24 protein-coding genes are annotated in these 16,486 nt (G+C 50.5%); 22 read left to right on the top strand and 2 right to left on the bottom strand.

The features are described 5' to 3' along the window. Window positions 1–127: 127 nt before the first annotated feature. The 5 genes from HY774_15725 (at window position 128) to HY774_15745 (ending at window position 3,280) form a co-directional block, all read left to right on the top strand. Window positions 128–1,249 (top strand): thiolase family protein, encoded by a 1,122-nt coding sequence (locus HY774_15725; protein ID MBI4749935.1) that lies wholly within the window; start codon window positions 128–130, stop codon window positions 1,247–1,249. A 225-nt stretch (window positions 1,250–1,474) separates the two neighbouring features. After that, window positions 1,475–2,500: a WD40 repeat domain-containing protein gene (locus HY774_15730; protein MBI4749936.1), complete on the top strand. Its 1,026-nt coding sequence runs from the start codon at window positions 1,475–1,477 to the stop codon at window positions 2,498–2,500. A gap of 95 nt (window positions 2,501–2,595) precedes the next feature. Then, window positions 2,596–2,745, top strand: a complete 150-nt coding sequence (locus tag HY774_15735; protein ID MBI4749937.1) for a hypothetical protein — start codon at window positions 2,596–2,598, stop codon at window positions 2,743–2,745. Window positions 2,746–2,767: 22 nt separating this feature from the next. Next, on the top strand, window positions 2,768–3,058 hold the full coding sequence (locus HY774_15740; protein ID MBI4749938.1) for a hypothetical protein: 291 nt from the start codon (window positions 2,768–2,770) through the stop codon (window positions 3,056–3,058). A 15-nt stretch (window positions 3,059–3,073) separates the two neighbouring features. Beyond that, the gene (locus tag HY774_15745) at window positions 3,074–3,280 is read left to right on the top strand and encodes a hypothetical protein (GenBank protein ID MBI4749939.1); all 207 of its coding nucleotides are present in this window, start codon (window positions 3,074–3,076) and stop codon (window positions 3,278–3,280) included. A gap of 39 nt (window positions 3,281–3,319) precedes the next feature. On the opposite strand, the gene HY774_15750 is transcribed toward HY774_15745, so the two are convergent. Both HY774_15750 and HY774_15755 read right to left on the bottom strand, forming a co-directional pair. Continuing rightward, window positions 3,320–4,051: a molybdenum cofactor biosynthesis protein MoaE gene (locus HY774_15750; GenBank protein ID MBI4749940.1), complete on the bottom strand. Its 732-nt coding sequence runs from the start codon at window positions 4,049–4,051 to the stop codon at window positions 3,320–3,322. A 253-nt stretch (window positions 4,052–4,304) separates the two neighbouring features. Continuing rightward, the gene (locus HY774_15755; protein MBI4749941.1) at window positions 4,305–5,117 is read right to left on the bottom strand and encodes a ferritin-like domain-containing protein; all 813 of its coding nucleotides are present in this window, start codon (window positions 5,115–5,117) and stop codon (window positions 4,305–4,307) included. Between the two features lie 537 nt (window positions 5,118–5,654). Here HY774_15755 and HY774_15760 point away from each other — a divergent pair. From HY774_15760 to HY774_15840, 17 genes are all read left to right on the top strand, one after another. Beyond that, a complete protein-coding gene (locus tag HY774_15760) occupies window positions 5,655–6,050 on the top strand; it encodes a heme-binding protein (GenBank protein ID MBI4749942.1) in 396 nt (131 codons plus the stop codon). Between the two features lie 201 nt (window positions 6,051–6,251). Further along, the gene (locus tag HY774_15765; protein MBI4749943.1) at window positions 6,252–6,761 is read left to right on the top strand and encodes a GNAT family N-acetyltransferase; all 510 of its coding nucleotides are present in this window, start codon (window positions 6,252–6,254) and stop codon (window positions 6,759–6,761) included. Window positions 6,762–6,939: 178 nt separating this feature from the next. After that, the gene (locus HY774_15770; protein MBI4749944.1) at window positions 6,940–7,410 is read left to right on the top strand and encodes a hypothetical protein; all 471 of its coding nucleotides are present in this window, start codon (window positions 6,940–6,942) and stop codon (window positions 7,408–7,410) included. Between the two features lie 173 nt (window positions 7,411–7,583). Beyond that, window positions 7,584–8,327, top strand: a complete 744-nt coding sequence (locus HY774_15775; protein ID MBI4749945.1) for a hypothetical protein — start codon at window positions 7,584–7,586, stop codon at window positions 8,325–8,327. Between the two features lie 73 nt (window positions 8,328–8,400). Continuing rightward, the gene (locus HY774_15780; protein ID MBI4749946.1) at window positions 8,401–9,375 is read left to right on the top strand and encodes a hypothetical protein; all 975 of its coding nucleotides are present in this window, start codon (window positions 8,401–8,403) and stop codon (window positions 9,373–9,375) included. A 151-nt stretch (window positions 9,376–9,526) separates the two neighbouring features. Beyond that, window positions 9,527–10,207 carry a DUF4291 domain-containing protein gene (locus HY774_15785; GenBank protein ID MBI4749947.1) on the top strand — a complete coding sequence of 227 codons (681 nt, stop codon included), beginning with the start codon at window positions 9,527–9,529 and terminating at the stop codon, window positions 10,205–10,207. Beyond that, a complete protein-coding gene (locus tag HY774_15790; protein MBI4749948.1) occupies window positions 10,164–10,688 on the top strand; it encodes a hypothetical protein in 525 nt (174 codons plus the stop codon). The genes HY774_15785 and HY774_15790 overlap by 44 nt, the downstream gene beginning before the upstream one ends. A 41-nt stretch (window positions 10,689–10,729) precedes the next feature. Beyond that, window positions 10,730–11,254, top strand: coding sequence for a dihydrofolate reductase (locus HY774_15795; GenBank protein ID MBI4749949.1), 525 nt, complete (start codon window positions 10,730–10,732; stop codon window positions 11,252–11,254). Continuing rightward, complete coding sequence (locus tag HY774_15800) at window positions 11,251–11,754, top strand: hypothetical protein (GenBank protein ID MBI4749950.1); 504 nt, start codon at window positions 11,251–11,253, stop codon at window positions 11,752–11,754. Before HY774_15795 ends, HY774_15800 begins: the two co-directional genes overlap by 4 nt. A 181-nt stretch (window positions 11,755–11,935) precedes the next feature. Continuing rightward, entirely contained in the window at window positions 11,936–12,364 is a 429-nt protein-coding gene (locus HY774_15805; GenBank protein ID MBI4749951.1) for a DUF3995 domain-containing protein, read from the top strand. Window positions 12,365–12,499: 135 nt separating this feature from the next. Next, complete coding sequence (locus tag HY774_15810; protein ID MBI4749952.1) at window positions 12,500–13,060, top strand: DinB family protein; 561 nt, start codon at window positions 12,500–12,502, stop codon at window positions 13,058–13,060. 260 nt (window positions 13,061–13,320) lie between these two features. Next, on the top strand, window positions 13,321–13,872 hold the full coding sequence (locus HY774_15815) for a hypothetical protein (GenBank protein MBI4749953.1): 552 nt from the start codon (window positions 13,321–13,323) through the stop codon (window positions 13,870–13,872). A gap of 14 nt (window positions 13,873–13,886) precedes the next feature. Beyond that, window positions 13,887–14,309, top strand: a complete 423-nt coding sequence (locus tag HY774_15820; protein ID MBI4749954.1) for a hypothetical protein — start codon at window positions 13,887–13,889, stop codon at window positions 14,307–14,309. A 63-nt stretch (window positions 14,310–14,372) separates the two neighbouring features. Next, window positions 14,373–14,987: a hypothetical protein gene (locus tag HY774_15825; protein MBI4749955.1), complete on the top strand. Its 615-nt coding sequence runs from the start codon at window positions 14,373–14,375 to the stop codon at window positions 14,985–14,987. 174 nt (window positions 14,988–15,161) lie between these two features. Continuing rightward, entirely contained in the window at window positions 15,162–15,836 is a 675-nt protein-coding gene (locus HY774_15830; GenBank protein ID MBI4749956.1) for a phosphonatase-like hydrolase, read from the top strand. A 133-nt stretch (window positions 15,837–15,969) separates the two neighbouring features. After that, window positions 15,970–16,182, top strand: a complete 213-nt coding sequence (locus tag HY774_15835) for a DUF433 domain-containing protein (GenBank protein MBI4749957.1) — start codon at window positions 15,970–15,972, stop codon at window positions 16,180–16,182. Further along, window positions 16,179–16,367, top strand: a complete 189-nt coding sequence (locus tag HY774_15840; GenBank protein ID MBI4749958.1) for a DUF5615 family PIN-like protein — start codon at window positions 16,179–16,181, stop codon at window positions 16,365–16,367. Before HY774_15835 ends, HY774_15840 begins: the two co-directional genes overlap by 4 nt. Window positions 16,368–16,486: the final 119 nt, after the last annotated feature.

Below are 16,486 nucleotides of genomic sequence, written 5' to 3' on the forward strand. Positions count from 1 at the left end.
AACCCTGAACCCTGAACCCTGAACCCTGAACCCTGAACCCTGAACCCTGAACCCTGAACCCTGAACCCTGAACCCTGAACCCTGAACCCTGAACCCTGAACCCTGAACCCTGAACCCTGAACCCTGAATGGCTGATTGGACGGCGGCTGAACTTGGGGTGGCGGCAACCCAGGAAGCCCTCCGGCGGGCGGGTCTCGCACCGGAAACAGTGCAGGAAGTCATCTTCGGCAGCGCCCGGCAGGCTGGCGGCGGCCCAAACGTGGCGCGCCAGATTGGCTATCGGGCGAGGATTCCAGAGAGCGTTCCGGCCTACACGGTCAATCAGGCGTGCGCGTCAGGGCTGAAAAGTATGTTGCTCGCCATTCAGGAAATCCAGCTTGGACAGGCTGATGTGGTCGTGGCTGGGGGAACGGAATCAATGAGCCGTGTTCCTTACTTTGCCGAAGGTGCCCGGTGGGGCGCCCGCCTTGGTCATACACAACTGGTTGACGGTATGTACCGCGACGGCTTTTTGTGCCCGCTGTCCGGAAAAATTATGGGTGAAACCGCCGAAACCCTGGCCGTCCAGTATGGAATCTCCCGCCGTGAGCAGGATGAATTTGCACTTCGCTCACATCAGCGAGCCGAAGCGGCTGAAGCTGCCGGATATTTTGCCGCCGAACGGATGACGCTTTCGCGCACCGATTCCCGTGGCCGAACCCAAACCCTTGACCGGGATGAACATCCGCGTGCGGGAATGAAAATCGAGGATCTGGCCAAACTCCCACCGGTCTTTTCCAAAACCGGCACGGTTGCAGCAGGCAATTCAAGCGGTATCACCGATGGTGCGGCTGCCCTGGTGGTGCTTTCCGAAGAAGCCGTGACTACCCACCAGATTTCTCCACTGGCACGTGTTGTCGGATACACAACGGTTGGTCTTGATCCAAATGTGATGGGGCTTGGGCCAGTTCCGGCAACGAAAAAGCTCCTTGACTGTGAGAAACTCTCCCTGGATGAAATTGATTTAATCGAATTAAATGAAGCATTTGCCGCTCAAGTCATCGCCTGTGACCGCGAACTGGGCCTGGATCCTGAACGGCTCAACGTCAACGGCGGGGCGATTGCCCTCGGCCACCCAATCGGGTGTACTGGGACACGGATTGTGGTCACGCTGCTCCACGAAATGAAACGGCGACAGGCCCGACGCGGCCTTGCAACTTTGTGTGTGAGTGGTGGTTTAGGTATCGCGCTTTTACTCGAAAACGTTTAAGATACCCCGCCGAAGAAAATTACCTTCCGTAATTTTCGACCTTTTTCTGAAACCACCATTGACCTTATACCAGTTTGTAGTCAGTAGTCAGTAGTCAGTAGTCAGTAGTTCGCTAAGTTTGTTTGATAGAATTACTTGACTGTTTATTCATACCAGGATTTCATTGCAAATTGGTAGTACCAACCTGTTGCCGGTTTCTTCAGCCATTGAAGGAGGGAGTACGCTATGCTCAAGACACGCCTGTACTCGGCTGCAGCCTTTCTGATTGCCTTCACCATTGGCGTCGGCCTCGGTCAACTTCCACTCAAACTCTCCACCAATGAACCTCTCCCCATTGCCTGCAGTTTTGATTCGTTTCCAAGGTTTACCTCCATCACTGCCGTGGCCTTCTCCCCAAATAATCAGTTGGTGGTTTCGGGGGATACAGCCGGGCATGTATGCCTGTGGCGAACAAAAACGCAAACCCTGGTTTGGACCAGTAGTGCGAGTCACGCTGGTAATCGGGTGCTGTCCCTGGCCTTCTCTCCAGGTGGCACCACGGTTGTGGCGCTTTCCAAAGATGGCCGAATAACCACTTTTGATGTGGCTGGCGGGGAAATACTTCAGGTCACTGAATCCTTGCCGAAATTTGGAATCGAGGGCGGTGCCATACAGGTTACCTCCGCCCAGGAAACTTCAATTATGGTGTTTGGAGGCAGTAGTTCGTTGCGAAACTGGGCCAAACTCAATGGTCGGGAAGACCGGTTACATCCTTTCGATAATACGGCAACCTGTGTTACCTGGTCATCGCAAGCCAATCGCTATGGGCTTGGAAATCAAAGTGGTCTGGTCAAACTCTATGACCGGGAAACTTTTTCTGAGATCACAAGCTGGGCAACACCATTTTCGGAAATACAGGCGGTAGCACTTTCCCCAAGCGGTAAGCAACTGATTGCCTCAGGTAAGTCGGGATTCCAAATCATCAGCACAGAGAACCCAGGCAAGGAGTTCTATTTTTCCAATTCGACGTTTGGAACACTTACTGGTTTTGCTTTTTCTCGGAATGAACGATGGCTGGTAGCTGGTGACCATCGTGGGAAAATAGTGATCTGGTCAATTGATCCTGAGATGGGGCATCCACCAATCCTTCAACAGCAGTGGTTGGGTGATGATTGTTGCCGAGGCAACTCGTCTCAAGCCTGTTCTGGGCTGGAGCACCATTTAGGAACGAACTTGCATTCGTGCACGTCACACTGTACTCATGGCGACTGATTCATAACGAAAGTATCTTCCTCTGCAGGTTGATACTCTTTTCTGTACCTGATCCAAATTTCATCGGGATCACTGCCCACGGTTCAAGCGGTTTTATGGCCAAAAAGTGTATTCAATTGATTTCCTATCTTTTGCTTCCATTTCAGGTAGCACTGGTGATTGGCGTTGGTGTCATTCGTGCGCTACTACCTGCGAAAGAAACCAAATTCCGGGTGAGCACCCAGCCTGCACCCGCGAAAGCTTAAACCACGGAGGGAACCGGAGGATATGATTTGCCATTCCTGTGGCCGTGACGTCCGCATCCTTGGTCGCGTCGGACGAACCGCTGAATGTACTGAATGCGGTGCGGACCTGCATTGTTGTCGGAACTGTCGTTTTTTTGATACTTCGGCACCCAATCAGTGCCGGGAACCAATTGCCGAACCTGAGAAAGACAAAGCAGCGGCAAATTTCTGTGACTACTTTGAAGCCAATACCAAAATTGCGCTTACGACCCGAAGTGGTCCAACGTCAAGCGATTCACGCAAAGCATTTGACGCATTGTTCAAGAAAAAATGAGGAGGAACAGGTCCGGTGCCTGCATCAACTGATTTGGCCTATTTGAATGCTGTCGTTCAAGCGATTCGTCAGCAACCACCAGAAGAAGCCTTGAAGGAGATCACCGAGCAGTATCCAACGCTCGATCCGGTCCGCATTCTCAAAGACCTGACCTGGGCAAAACAGCTCAAACAAAGGGGATACAGCCGACAAGAGATTCTGGAAGACCTGCACCTTGGATGAAGCTCCCTGGCGTCGGTTTCACGACCGACGCTGCTTCCCCTACCCTACTTCCGGTGGGCGTTGCCCTTCAACCCACACATCACCATCTTCAAAAAACTCACGTTTCCAGATCGGCACGATTTGCTTCACCCGATCAATCCCAAACCGACAGGCATCAAACGCATCTTTGCGATGGGCGGAAGTCACCACAATCACCACGCTTGACTCGCCAATTTCAAGCCGTCCCACGCGGTGCACAATCCCAATCCGATCAATCGCCCACTGGCTCAGCGCTTCTTCGGCGACTTGTTTCATGGTTTTGAGCGCCATGCCGGTATAGCCTTCATATTCCAGGTAGAGCGTCCGGCGGCCTTTGGTGTTATTGCGCACCACACCATCAAACGTCACCACGGCCCCGTCTTCGCCGCGCAACAACCGCTTGACCATGGAGTCCGAATCAATCGGCGTGGTCGTGACCTGGACAAAATATGCCTCCCCCGTCAACTCGTGAACTGGCTCCCCACCTGAAACCGGCGGGAAGACCGCGACTTCATCCCCAGCCTGGATCGGCTGATTGGGCAAGGCATAGGCTTCGTTGACCGCCACCAGCAGCTTCCCAGCGTAGGGGCGCAGGATTTCGTGACGGGTAAACAGTGATTCCAAAACCAGGGCTGCCGTGCTCGGAAGCGCAACCTGAAGCGTGACTTCAGAAACGCCCACCAGGGCACGGCATTGACCAAACAGTTGAATCTGGAGCGAAGAAAGTTCGAATGATGATGAATCAGGTGTCATTTTAGGGTTCGGGGTTCGGGGTTCGGGGTTCGGGGTTTAGAAAAAGACAATAGTTCATTGTATTTTCCACTCTATCTGCCTGACAACCTGAAATGGATGACAAGATGACAGATGACAAAATGACAGATGACAAAATGACAAAGTGACAAAGTGACAAGGATAGTAGAACATTTGTCACCCTGTCACCCTGTCACCTTGTCCCCTTGTCCTCCTGTCCCCTTGTCCCCTTGTCACCCTGTCCCCTTGTCATTTGTCACGCTGCTGTCTTCATCGGAACTGGTGGGACTCCGTGATATTTGCGCTGCACGGCTACCATCATTTTGAGTGCGGTGAAACGCCGCTGCATGGTGTCGGTCCCGATGAGCACGCGCGGCACGTGCTCCAGCATGTACTGTGTTCGGACTTCACTTGTAAAAGTATCTGCCACATCCAACACGGCCTTCAACCGGTCCAACCGGCTGCCGGTCATCGCCATAAAGGCAGCCTGGTCAATGAGTTCGTACCGTCGGCGGTTGAGTTCGACTTCGCGGCTATGTTCTGGGCCAAGCGAAGCCAGATACTTCAAATGCTCATCAACCCAACGCAGGTGTTTTTCTTCATCCCGTCGAATGATTTCCAGCACCGGGCGGACGACCTGATGATTGGGGAGTGCTTCAATCAACAGGTTGAGCATTTCAAGCGCGCGTTTTTCAATTTGGAGCAGCCCGGCGAGTAATTCAATCAAACTCGGCAGGTGCTGGGCCGAATGTCCGGTCAGCCGTTGAAACTCGGTCATAAATGTTTCGCCATCAACTGGTTTTGGCGTACCCCCAATTTCAATGAGTAACGCTTCCAGCATATCAGCATGGCGAGCTTCATCTTCGCTGTGCTGCCGGAGCCGGGCCGCATATTTCGGCGGGAGCTTTTCAGCATACATATCGAGCAATAATCTCGCTTCGCTGCCTTCGCCAACCCGCATTCGATTGATAATTTCCCGCAGCACTTCCGGATATTGAACAGCCGTTGCTAAAACGTCTTGTTTGTTAAATTTACCTGTAATAAATCGTGCCATATTTTTGAAATTCATACTCTTGCTCCTTGTTGAAAAACTTCGGGCCTGGGACTGAAGACTTCGGATTGAAGACTTTGGGCTTGGGGTATTAAACCCGTTTTCTTCCGCCCTGAGCTTGCGAATCTTCAGCCCCACACCCTGAGCCTTGGTTTTCTCAGCCCATTTTCTTCAGCCCTCAGCCCTCATCTTCAGACTGTACGCACCAAAAACATCTGTCAGAAGTCGAACACGACGAGTGAACGAATTGGCACGACGAGTGACGAAATAGCCCTTTGAGTGACCACGCTGGTGTCACTGTTCCACAAATCAGGTCTTGAACTTGATGTGCTGCCTGCCAACACCAGAGCGGTTCTCAAGCCTACAAGGATCAAGGAAGATGAAGTGGTCCTCCCGAAAAAATTTGTAGTCGTTTGATGCAAGGTGACAAAATCCGAGGATCCATTACATGTAAAAAAGCCAGATCCTCATCATTCTTTGCTTGACAGAAACCGACTTTGCTTTTACTCAAGCAAGGCTCAAAGGTCAGTATTCAATTTATTTTTAGGAGAATTTATGGTTACGCTTGAAGATGCACGTCGGGTGATTGCCGCCGCCGAACAGAAAGCCGCTGAAATCGGCCAGCCGATGAATATTGCGGTTGCCGATGGCGGTGGGAATCTGGTGGCACACGTCCGCATGGACGGCGCCTGGCTTGGAAGTATTGATATCTCAATCAAGAAAGCCTACACCTCACGGGCTTTCGATATTGCGACCAAAGATTTGGCCGAACATAGCCAGTCTGGAAACCAGTTTTTTGGTATCCACGCTTCAAACGATGGCAAAATTATGATCTTTGCCGGAGGCACCCCACTTAAACGCGATGGAAAAGTTGTCGGCGCCATCGGTGTCAGTGGCGGAAGCGGCGAACAGGACCACGCGGTTGCCGAAGCTGGCGCTGCCGCGTTCTAACCCAGGAGGATGAAAAAGTGGTTAGTGATGAGTGGTTAGTGGTTGGTTCTTGGTTCTTGGTTCTTCGGAACTATTGATTTCTAACCACTACCCACTCATCACTAACCACTCATCACATTCTCAATTCTCATTCTGAACCCTGAACCCTGAACCCTGAACCCTGAACCCTGAACCCTGAACTCTGAACCCTGAACCCTAACCATGAACCTTCTTGAAACTGAACGACTTATTCTCCGTGATCTCACACTTGATGATGCTGAATTTATGCTTGGACTCATGAATCAACCATCCTGGATTCGGTTCATTGGAGATCGAGGTGTGCGAACCGTCGAAGAAGCCCGAACTTACCTGACCAATGGTCCACTGGCCATGCACGCCAAATATGGGTTTGGGCTGTACGTGACCGAACTCAAAGACGGTGAAACTCCAATTGGTATTTGCTGCCTGATCAAACGTGATGCCCTGCCGGACGTAGATATCGGCTACGGGTTTTTGCCTGAGTTTTGGGGCAAAGGGTACGCCTTCGAATCAGCCTCCGCACTTTTTGAATATGCCAAAAGCACCTTAGGAATGACCCGCATCGTGGCCATCACCAACTCAGACAATGAAAGCTCAATCAAGCTGCTTGAAAAAATGGGATTTCACTACGAAAAGATGGTTAGACTGTCTGAGTCCGAACCTGAGATTAAATTGTTTGCGTGGGAAGCTTAGTTAGGGCTGAAGACATTGGGCTCGGGGCTGAAGATATTGGGCTCAGGGCTGAGGGCTGAAGACTTTGGGTTGAAGAACTGGTTTTATTTCATCCCTCATCCTTCATCCCTCATCCCTTCCTTTGCTCTGAGCTTGCGAGTCTTCAGCCCCAAGCCCCAAGCCCTGGAAAGGAAATCTGATGTTCTGTTCAATCTGCGGTTCTGCCATCACACCGACACTGAGCTATTGCACACGGTGTGGTACTGAATTGAAACCAAAAGAGAAAGCTCCAGAAAATCCCTATGGATTCTCTCCGGATGGACTGGTGTGGGCAATTGTTTCGGTCAGTGTTGGAGGGCTGGCGCTCCTCACTGGATTCATGGCCGTCATGCGAGAAGCACAGCTTGAGGCGCCAGTGATGATCACATTTCTTATTCTTGGGTTTCTGATGTTGATGGCGGCCAACAGCGTCTTTATCTGGATGTTGCTCCAGTCCAGAAAAAGAACGACGGCGCCCCCGCCAACCGTTTTGCCTCCAGCAAGGTTGACCACCCAGGAAATCAAAGTCGAGCCCCAGGTTCAGATGCTCCCCGAACCAATCATCAGCGTTACCGAACACACCACCCGCCAGCTTGACCCGGTTCAACGCCAGGAACGTACCACGCGGTAAGATGAGGCCGGAGATACGTTCTTTTCCGTTGGGGAGAGGTCGGGTTTCGCCCGGATGGGCATGGATCAAAATCTCAAGCACAAAAGAGTGGCCTAAAATTCTATACTGGATACATCCTCCTTTGTGTACAATCAGGCCGGGTTTTGCCCAAATCAGAGCCTTGAGGTTGGAACATGGTCCATTTCTTATTGAGTCAGCGAGCTGAAGTTATGCTGTCAGCCAAACCGGACGCCTGGAAGCCACCTGGACTTACAGAAGTCAGCATAGCGTTACAGCAGATAGAGTGCCCGCCAGTTGATTCCTTTATTGTGTTTCTTACAACGTACGGAGGACTTCAGTACAACCCCTATATCCAACACGGAAAGCGTTTCTATCAGGTTCAATTCTCGCCTCTGCCAGGCCGATTTCCTCTTGATTTACGTGAAGTTGTCTCCAAAGTGAACAATGACTGGGTGCTTGATCTTGGAGTACACCACAGACTGGGACAATTTGGCTTTTGCCTCGATACCTCAGGCAGAGTTTTGTGGGAGTATGAAATTCCTATTTTTTCATCTATTGAGCACCTGATTGAGTCAGATGCACTTGAAAACATGCTTGGACAAGTTGAAGGCAGGTGGATCTGGGTAAGCGGAATAACCCATTCTGATCCTTCGACTATCCTGGATACATTGATTGATTTGCAAAAAGTCACAGAAGCCTCAGGTCAATGGAATACCTGGTGGATTGGAGATGGACTGTTTGTACGATATTTTCTTTCCTGGGAATGGGGAGATCGTCCAAGGGTACTTTGGATTTATGCTCAATCATCTAGCAATTTGAATCGCCTGTTGATGCAGTTACGGCCTATTTTCAAGAAACCGCCAGTGCTGAGAAGCTGGCCTTTTGTTGCCTCAGAAACCGATCAGAGCGCCTGGTAAGGTTATGTTGGAACAAACACACCATAGCTGGTTTTATAAAAACCATGGCTATTACAAATAAAGTATGATCACTATGAAAAGATCTGAATTTCCCCCAGATGCCCCACTCAATCAAATTCGAGATTGGCCGACGTACTTTGAGCAGGTTCGCCAGCGTCCAGGAATGTGGTTCGGGACCGTCTCATTGACAGGAATGCACATGCACATAGATGGAATCATGATGGCCGAGTTTTTCCACGATGTGCCGGAAGAAAATTGCTTCGGAGGGTTTGACTTCACTGGATTTGAACAATGGGTCGAACACCGATTTAATCCAGAGCGATTGACGGTCAATTCGTTTCATCTAGCCAGACGGTTGGCAAAATCAGAGGAAAAAGCTTTCTGGTTGTGGTTTGAGTGGCATGATCGTTTTCTATTTGAACAAACAAACAACCTGCCCTCTCGCTTCATTCCAAAAATTCCCCCAGAAGAGCCTCCACGACTGGATCCAAAGTTTGCCCGCTCCATTTTTGAACAATCACCTGAGCAGGACCAGCGCTGTCAGGAACTGGCACAGATCCTCACCACCCGACTGGAAAATTGCGAAGACCTTCAAACTGAAATCATGACCATTCTGGCTGATTTAAAACAGCTTGGTCATGATTTGTATTCGTGGGACGAGTCAATTGACTGGCAAATGTGGGGTGATGATTATATGTCACCTCCGTCAAAGTACCGGATCATACTACGGTTTTCCTATGAGACACACCGTTCACCATCCGTTCAGGTGTACTGGGATGAATGGCCAAAAGAAGAAGAGAAAGCCATTCTGCGGTGCCCAACGTGTGATTTTGAGCTTTCGCCACACACGCTACAATTCAAAATCTGGGGAAGTGGGCGTGTTGATTTCGAACGGATTCCCTTCTCGCTGCAAATTGGCAGTCGTCGCAGGCTGGAGGATGACCTGGCAAATACAACAGTTCGTTTTCAGGAAAGGGGTTATGAATGCCCACTGTGCAACGGCTTCTGGTTCCCAGGCTCACCACGTAAACCAATCGAAGACCCTTGAATCCCAGCGTCTTTCGTTTTATCTGAAAAGGTTTAGTATGAAAAGACAGTTAAATAATTCAATCAAATAAGCTTAGTGAGCTACTAACCACTAACCACTAACCACTAACCACTAACCACTAACTACTGACTACTGACTGGATTTAAATTCAATGAAACTCCCAACTGAACGCTACATTGATCAAGTCAACCATTGGCCTCAAACTGGTCGCCATATCCTGGCGCACTATGACGAGACCACCATTATCGTCTATCAGGCATATCGCCCATCCATTGGCAATTATGCGCTTCGAAATCAACACTTTGGCGGAGACTTTTCCTACTCGCGGATGAGCTGGATCAAACCCAATTTCCTCTGGATGATGTACCGAAGTGGATGGGGAACCAAACAAGGTCAGGAAGTTATCCTTGGGCTGCGGCTCCGGCGTGAATTTTTTGATCAAATACTGGCTCAGTCGGTGCAATCTTCTTATTATGAAGGTCACTTCCCAACTCGCGAATTGTGGCAGGAAGCGCTGGCTCAATCATCAGTCCGTCTGCAATGGGATCCAGACCATCATCCATCAGGGGCAAAGCTCGAACGGCGCGCTGTTCAACTTGGATTACGCGGTCCAGTGCTTGAAGCCTTTGGAAAAAAAGAACTGATCGAAGTCATTGATATGTCTGAATTTGTGGCAACCCAGCGTCCATTTACCACAGGTGAAATGCTGGAAAAGCTTCAAACTCCGGTTGAACGGGTGTACATTCCGGCTGATCCAGAAATTGGAAGAAAATTAGGGTTAACGACCTATGATTCATCATCCACTCAGCAATCAGATATCCAGAGAACTTGACCCTGGCGAGCAAATCAAATGGGCCGGACAACCAGACCCAAAGGCCAGTGCGATTACGGCGGCAAAGCTTTGCCTGCCCGTAGCTGCGTTTATGATCTTCCTGACGTGGCTTGTCTTCTCATCATGGTTGAGCCAATTTGGCGGTTTTTCGAGTACCAGTCTCTTCGTGTTAGGATTTGTGGTCTTTGGGGTGGGCTTTAGTTTGTTTCTGGCATTCCTTCCATTGTGGACCCGTTCAGTCGCGAAGAACACCATCTATGTCATCACCCAGCGACGGTTGATGACCATCCGGCAACTCGGCAACCAGAAACAGGTAAAATCCATTCCTGCCAGAAACATCATCAATATTGAGTACACACAACACGCGAGCAATTGCGGTGACCTCCTGGTTGAAAGTGACAGCCAGCCGCGAATCACCATATTGCGTGGAATTTCCCAGGTCCAGGAAGCCGAAAGAGTATTGCGAAGCATTATTGCCTGAAATAACCCCTTTACATCCAACAATTCTGAAGGAGGTACACAATGGGACGCATTCGATATGTGGTGGCGATGAGTCTGGACGGCTACATCGCCGGGCCAAATGGTGAAGCTGACTGGATTATTATGGACCCGGAGATCAATTTTCAGGCGCTTTTTGCCGAGTTTGACACGATTCTGGTAGGCCGCAAAACCTTCGAGAAGATGCCAAAGGGAAGTAAGTCCAAAAAGTCTCCGATGCCGACCTTTGTTTTTTCACAGACGCTCCGACCGGAAGACTATCCAAACGTGACGATTGTTTCCGAACTGTCAGAACCAACCCTTTCAGCTATCCGGGCCCAGGCCAAAAAGGACATCTGGCTTTTTGGTGGTGGTGGACTGTTCCGCAGCCTGCTTGAGGCCGGACAGGTGGACAGCGTCGAAACGGCCATCATCCCGGTGCTGCTGGGTGGAGGGATTCCATTGCTTCCGACTCCGGCCAAACAAACGAAGTTGACATTGACCGGGCATAAGGTTTACCAGACCGGAATTGTCTCGCTGGTGTATCAAACTGGAAACAAAGCCAAATGACGTTTCAACTTGAGCTAAATATTCCAAAAGTCTCAATTGAGGCAAATCTTTTCGCCTGCTTCTCAGAAGTCAGAATAACAGTTGATATCACCTTTAACTCAGACCAGTTCCCCTGGGTCGTTGCGACTCAAAACACAGAACCGATCTTTGATGGGCAGCTTTCATCCGATAGGGTAACTGCTTTTGTGGATGAGGTTTTCCGGGCAGCCGCTAAACCAGAGCGAGTGACGGGGGCAAGAATCACAACTCACTACACGGCCAGGTTGGACTGGAAAAATTATGAAATTCAAGGGTTTGGCGATTCAGGACACCTTGAGTTTGCGGGGCGTGATTTACCTGAAGAGGTCCATAGAGGATATCTCCCTTTGTTAAAAGGAGAAACCACTCAACGGATAAAAGAACTCCTTGAAGTCGGGCTTCATTGTCGCCCGATGGCTATTTTTTCGATTACTCACACCTTTTTGAAGAATCTGGGAGACAAATCTCAAGCAGCAGGCTAAGCTCCTTTCTGATTCGGTTGAAATTCCCTTCTACATGACTTGAATTTTGGGATGGCTGGAAAAACCGTGGGCTGGTGCACCACGACTATTACACGATGACCCTGCGGGCCTAAAATCCTGATCCTGAAGCATATAACCCTACCCTAAACCCTGTTTTTCACACCCTGAACCCTAAAATCCAATGATTCGAGTTCTTGCCTGCATACTGATTTTGATTTTTCTGTTTATCTCTGGCATGCACGTTTTTTGGGCCTTTGGCGGGCGCATCGGAGGCATGGCGGCCATTCCTGAGATCAATGGCAAGCCAAGCTTCTCCCCAACGGCGGGAATGACCCTGCTGGTTGCTTTCGCCTTTGTCTGTGCCGCGCTCCTGGTTGCAGGGACTTCCGGCATTCTGAAATTGCCCGTACCGCACGCCGTTCTAAAGTGGCTGACTTACCTGATGGCGCTTGTATTTCTGGCCCGGTCAATTGGTGAATTTCGACTGGTCGGCTTCTTCAAACAGATTCGAGGCACTCCGTTTGCCGAAATGGACACGTTCTTCTATTCCCCGCTCTGTTTGGGAATTGCCATTGTGGCAGCCATTATTGGGTTTACCCCGCGAGACTGAAAAGGGTATTTCCCTTCCTGACTTACCCACACACGGCTGACTTGTCCAATATCAGGTTCACCGTTAGAATTGGCTTGCATATCATCATTCACTTCTCGCAACGTCAAACCCGGAAACCACTTACCTGGAGCCTCTATGAACCTGGACACCCCGTCCTCGAAAGCCGAAATTTTGGCCACACTCAGCCAGATCAGTTCGACTGACTTCCAATTCTGGCTTGGCTTTTCACCCACTGACTTTGTTGAACCACTTGAGGGCGGATGGTCGGCAGCCGACACGGTTCGCCACCTTGAAAAGTCCACGAAACCCGTGGTCAAAGCCCTGCATTTGCCGGGGCTTGTCTTACGGGCAACCTTCGGAATGGCCCCCAATCCATCAATTTCATATAGCGAACTTGTCGCCCGATACAGGGAAGCGTTGAAAAATGGCGGTACCGCCGGACGATTTACACCCTCAGAACAGGAAACACCTGAAAACCTCGAAACCTGGCAAACCGAAGTAATCGCAAATTGTCGTACCGCGCTTGCCGATTTGTCTTCGGTGCTGGAGGGCTGGACCGAGAAAAAGCTGGATCAATACCAGTTACCACATCCGCTGATCGGAAAGCTCACGGTTCGGGAAATGATGCTGTTTACCATTTATCACTTTCGTCATCATCAGGACATCATTGCCCGCAAAGTGCGGAACAAAGGCTGAGGACTGAAGCTGAAGAAGCTGGGCTCGGTCATTCAAACCCAAACTGGTTCAAATTGGGTTGATACCAGTTTGTAGTCAGTAGTCAGTAGTCAGTAGTCAGTAGTTCGCTAAGCTTATTTGATTGAATTACTTGACTGTCTTCGAATACGAGCATTCCATTGCAAAATGGTATGAGTACTCGAATGGCAACCTTCAAGGTGCAAACCAAAAACCTACCATAAGAGGAACCCACCACGTCTGCATTGGTGAAGCGCGGTTTTATGAATCTTGAGAACGTCTATCCCTACCTGATGCCCGGATTGATCAGTCCGGAGTTTGACACCGTCAGCATTCCGATTGGACATGATGTCTACGTGGTGGTTTTTGAAGATACAGAATCGGACGTGGGGATTGTGCATTCCATGATCACTCCCTACACAGTTGAAATCACAGGACTTGATGCGCCGCAAATCCATCAGCGGGCGATGCACAATCTGGAGCGGTTTGCTGAAAGTGATGATCTGGCCATCAAAATGCTGGGTCGGCCAGGTGAGGAAGTCAATTTTCTCCTCTTTCATGGTCACCCGCGAGCATCCGCCTGCCTGCTGCTTCCCAATTTGTATGAACTTGCTCAGGACTTGCTTGAATCTGATGAACTGTGTGCCTGTATCCCGCAACGTGAAACAATGGTGATCTTCCCCAAACGGGACCGGACCTATCGGGAATCACTGGTCGCCAAACTCAAGGAAATCGAAGGGGATGCCCGCCGACCAATTACGTTTGAATTGTTTGAGTTAACACCAGATGGCGTGGTGCCGTTTGTCGAACCGTAAAAGGCTCATACCCAATGAAAACACTTGATGAATTGCTCTGGCCGGATAATTCAAATGCCACGCTCCACGATGCCGAACTCTTGAGCCTCACCATTGACTATGTGCGTGCAACGGCTGAGTTTACCCTTTCAATATGTATCGGAGATCCTTCATCTGACGATGGGGTCATCCGGGAAGCTCGCCAACCAGGAATCCTCACCGTCACCGGCCTTGAAATGCTGTCTATCGAACCACCAACAAGAGACAACAGCAGGTCACCTCACAAAGGATTATTGGTTGATGCAGATCTTGAGACTACCTTTATCAGATCAAGAGTACAGATCGTTGATCAACCCCAGGATCAGATTCAATTCTGGATCTATGTTCTTGATTGGAACAGCTTTATGCGGGTGACAGGAAAGAAGGCGTCTTTTCGATGGGAGGACTTACTGTGCTGAAGTGACCTACCCGCATTTCATTATTTTTTCAGGCCGAACCAATCCCTAATTCGGAGTAAATGAATGAGTCTGACACTCTTCACCTGTCACGCAGGACATGTGGTCCTTCCAAATCGCACCCTGGTCCTCGTCAGCCGTCAAAGCGGCGGCAACCTCCTGGTCAACCCGTTGCGCGAAGTCTGGGAACGCAACGAACTTACCCCAATTGAACTGACACTGTGGTCATTTTTGGTGGCCGCCACTGGGAAAGCCATGCTTGACACATTGCCGCAACTTGAAGGCGGATGTATTAACTACTGGGAAGCCGGAAACTGGGCACTCAACGATCAAGCTCATCCTCCAGGCCCGAAAACGGCACCCGAACATCGTCAAGTCCACCTGCACCTGCTTGGCCGCAGCCGGACGACGACCGACCCTGCGTGGAAGTGGGGCGAAGCACCGCGATTTCCTGATTTTGTCAACCGTCACGCCTGGGCTTCACACAATGAGCGGCTTACGCCAACCGAATGCCGGCACATTGTGGCCCGCGTCGAACAATTGCTCCAAACCCGGTACGGCCTGCACGCCAGCCAGATAACCCCCTGGGCAACCTGCACCGGATGTGGCTACCCAACGCCAACCACGACACCTGAGCAAGCTTCCGTTGTGTGTCTTGAATGCTGTCAAACTTCGGGCTGAAGAAAACCAGGGCTGAAGACTTCGGGCTTGGGGCTGAAGACTCGCAAGCTCGGGGCTGAAACTTCGGGTTCAAAGCCCCCCAACTTCTTCAGCCCGTTTTCTTCAGCCCGACTTCTTCAGCCCTGAGCTTGCGAATCTTCAGCCCCGTTTTCTTCAGCCCCAAGCCCTCATCCTATGAATGACCTTCAACTGGTAATTTTCGATCTGGCAGGCACAACCGTTCACGATACGGGACAGGTCGTAGCGGCCTTCACCACGGCACTCGCCGAACACCACATCACAGTCACTCCCGACGAGTTGAGCCGGGTGCGAGGGTCGTCAAAACGGCAGGCAATACGGCAGTTTATCCCTGAAGGACCAGACCAAACCGAACAGGCCGACCGGGTGTATGCTGCCTTTTGCCGACACCTGACCGAACGCTACGCAACTGAAGGCGTGACACCAATTGACGGGGCTCAAGAGACTTTTAAGTGGTTGAAAAGCCTGGGGATCAAAGTTGCCCTCAACACTGGATTTGATCGCGACATCACGACGTTGCTCGTTTCGGCCCTTGGCTGGAACACAGGCATCGTGGATGCAGTCGTGTGCGGAGACGAAGTCCGCCAGGGACGTCCGGCTCCGTACCTGATTTTTCACGCCATGGAAGCGACCGGCATCACGTCAGTCCATCACGTAGCCACCGTCGGAGACACCATTCTGGATTTACAAGCTGGTTTTCAGGCAGGCGTGCGCTGGAACATCGGCGTTCTTTCTGGCGCACATTCCCGGCAACTGCTCGAACTGGAGCCCCACACGCATTTATTACAATCCATTCGGGAATTACCAGCCCTGTGGAGTGCGGCGGCTTGACGCCACTTTTCATTTTGGAGTGCGGGGACTTGTCACCGCGCTCCAAACGTCGGAGTTTTCAACTTATCAGGCTTCTGGTAGAGTGTCTTCACAAACACGTAAATCACCCACTCCAATAAGGAAACACTCTCCAATGGAACGAATCACATTTAACCCGGACCAGTGCGGTGGGCGGCCCTGTATTCGAGGCATGCGCATCCGGGTGACGGACATTCTTGATCTCTTTGCAGCAGGGTTATCCGCAGAGCAAATCCTGGAAGAAATGCCTGATCTTGAAATGGCCGATTTACAAGCTGCACTGTCCTATGCGGCACGTAAACTCGATCACCCGGTACTGGCAGCATGATCCTTTGGGTAGACGCACAATTTTCACCAGCTATTGCCACCTGGATACAAACAACGTTTGGCATAGAGGCTTATGCCTTGCGTGACATTGGTTTACGGGATGCAACCGACCTGGAAATCTTCAATCAGGCGAAAGTCGTTGGAGCAGTTATCTTGACCAAAGACACTCGTGTTTTACCAATTTAAGCAGCAGGTTTCTTCTGTAACTTATTGAAAATACAGCGGAGTGGGTTTTTTCGATAGTTTCTCAAAACCACGCCTTTGAGGGCAACTTCCGAAAAAAGAATGATCGAGGCATCCAGTAC

It is taken from the genome of Acidobacteriota bacterium, assembly GCA_016208495.1.
Lineage (GTDB): Bacteria > Acidobacteriota > Blastocatellia > Chloracidobacteriales > Chloracidobacteriaceae > JACQXX01.

What these genes read in the sequence shown, in the direction of transcription:
- HY774_15750 (MBI4749940.1), bottom strand. Translation starts at nt 4,051, where the DNA reads ATGACACCTGATTCATCATCATTCGAACTTTCTTCGCTCCAGATTCAA.
- HY774_15755 (MBI4749941.1), bottom strand. Translation starts at nt 5,117, where the DNA reads ATGAATTTCAAAAATATGGCACGATTTATTACAGGTAAATTTAACAAA.
- HY774_15730 (MBI4749936.1), top strand. Translation starts at nt 1,475, where the DNA reads ATGCTCAAGACACGCCTGTACTCGGCTGCAGCCTTTCTGATTGCCTTC.
- HY774_15725 (MBI4749935.1), top strand. Translation starts at nt 128, where the DNA reads ATGGCTGATTGGACGGCGGCTGAACTTGGGGTGGCGGCAACCCAGGAA.
- HY774_15795 (MBI4749949.1), top strand. Translation starts at nt 10,730, where the DNA reads ATGGGACGCATTCGATATGTGGTGGCGATGAGTCTGGACGGCTACATC.
- HY774_15800 (MBI4749950.1), top strand. Translation starts at nt 11,251, where the DNA reads ATGACGTTTCAACTTGAGCTAAATATTCCAAAAGTCTCAATTGAGGCA.
- HY774_15765 (MBI4749943.1), top strand. Translation starts at nt 6,252, where the DNA reads ATGAACCTTCTTGAAACTGAACGACTTATTCTCCGTGATCTCACACTT.
- HY774_15770 (MBI4749944.1), top strand. Translation starts at nt 6,940, where the DNA reads ATGTTCTGTTCAATCTGCGGTTCTGCCATCACACCGACACTGAGCTAT.
- HY774_15760 (MBI4749942.1), top strand. Translation starts at nt 5,655, where the DNA reads ATGGTTACGCTTGAAGATGCACGTCGGGTGATTGCCGCCGCCGAACAG.
- HY774_15825 (MBI4749955.1), top strand. Translation starts at nt 14,373, where the DNA reads ATGAGTCTGACACTCTTCACCTGTCACGCAGGACATGTGGTCCTTCCA.
- HY774_15835 (MBI4749957.1), top strand. Translation starts at nt 15,970, where the DNA reads ATGGAACGAATCACATTTAACCCGGACCAGTGCGGTGGGCGGCCCTGT.
- HY774_15740 (MBI4749938.1), top strand. Translation starts at nt 2,768, where the DNA reads ATGATTTGCCATTCCTGTGGCCGTGACGTCCGCATCCTTGGTCGCGTC.
- HY774_15780 (MBI4749946.1), top strand. Translation starts at nt 8,401, where the DNA reads ATGAAAAGATCTGAATTTCCCCCAGATGCCCCACTCAATCAAATTCGA.
- HY774_15735 (MBI4749937.1), top strand. Translation starts at nt 2,596, where the DNA reads ATGGCCAAAAAGTGTATTCAATTGATTTCCTATCTTTTGCTTCCATTT.
- HY774_15830 (MBI4749956.1), top strand. Translation starts at nt 15,162, where the DNA reads ATGAATGACCTTCAACTGGTAATTTTCGATCTGGCAGGCACAACCGTT.
- HY774_15810 (MBI4749952.1), top strand. Translation starts at nt 12,500, where the DNA reads ATGAACCTGGACACCCCGTCCTCGAAAGCCGAAATTTTGGCCACACTC.
- HY774_15805 (MBI4749951.1), top strand. Translation starts at nt 11,936, where the DNA reads ATGATTCGAGTTCTTGCCTGCATACTGATTTTGATTTTTCTGTTTATC.
- HY774_15775 (MBI4749945.1), top strand. Translation starts at nt 7,584, where the DNA reads ATGGTCCATTTCTTATTGAGTCAGCGAGCTGAAGTTATGCTGTCAGCC.
- HY774_15815 (MBI4749953.1), top strand. Translation starts at nt 13,321, where the DNA reads ATGAATCTTGAGAACGTCTATCCCTACCTGATGCCCGGATTGATCAGT.
- HY774_15820 (MBI4749954.1), top strand. Translation starts at nt 13,887, where the DNA reads ATGAAAACACTTGATGAATTGCTCTGGCCGGATAATTCAAATGCCACG.
- HY774_15785 (MBI4749947.1), top strand. Translation starts at nt 9,527, where the DNA reads ATGAAACTCCCAACTGAACGCTACATTGATCAAGTCAACCATTGGCCT.
- HY774_15840 (MBI4749958.1), top strand. Translation starts at nt 16,179, where the DNA reads ATGATCCTTTGGGTAGACGCACAATTTTCACCAGCTATTGCCACCTGG.
- HY774_15790 (MBI4749948.1), top strand. Translation starts at nt 10,164, where the DNA reads ATGATTCATCATCCACTCAGCAATCAGATATCCAGAGAACTTGACCCT.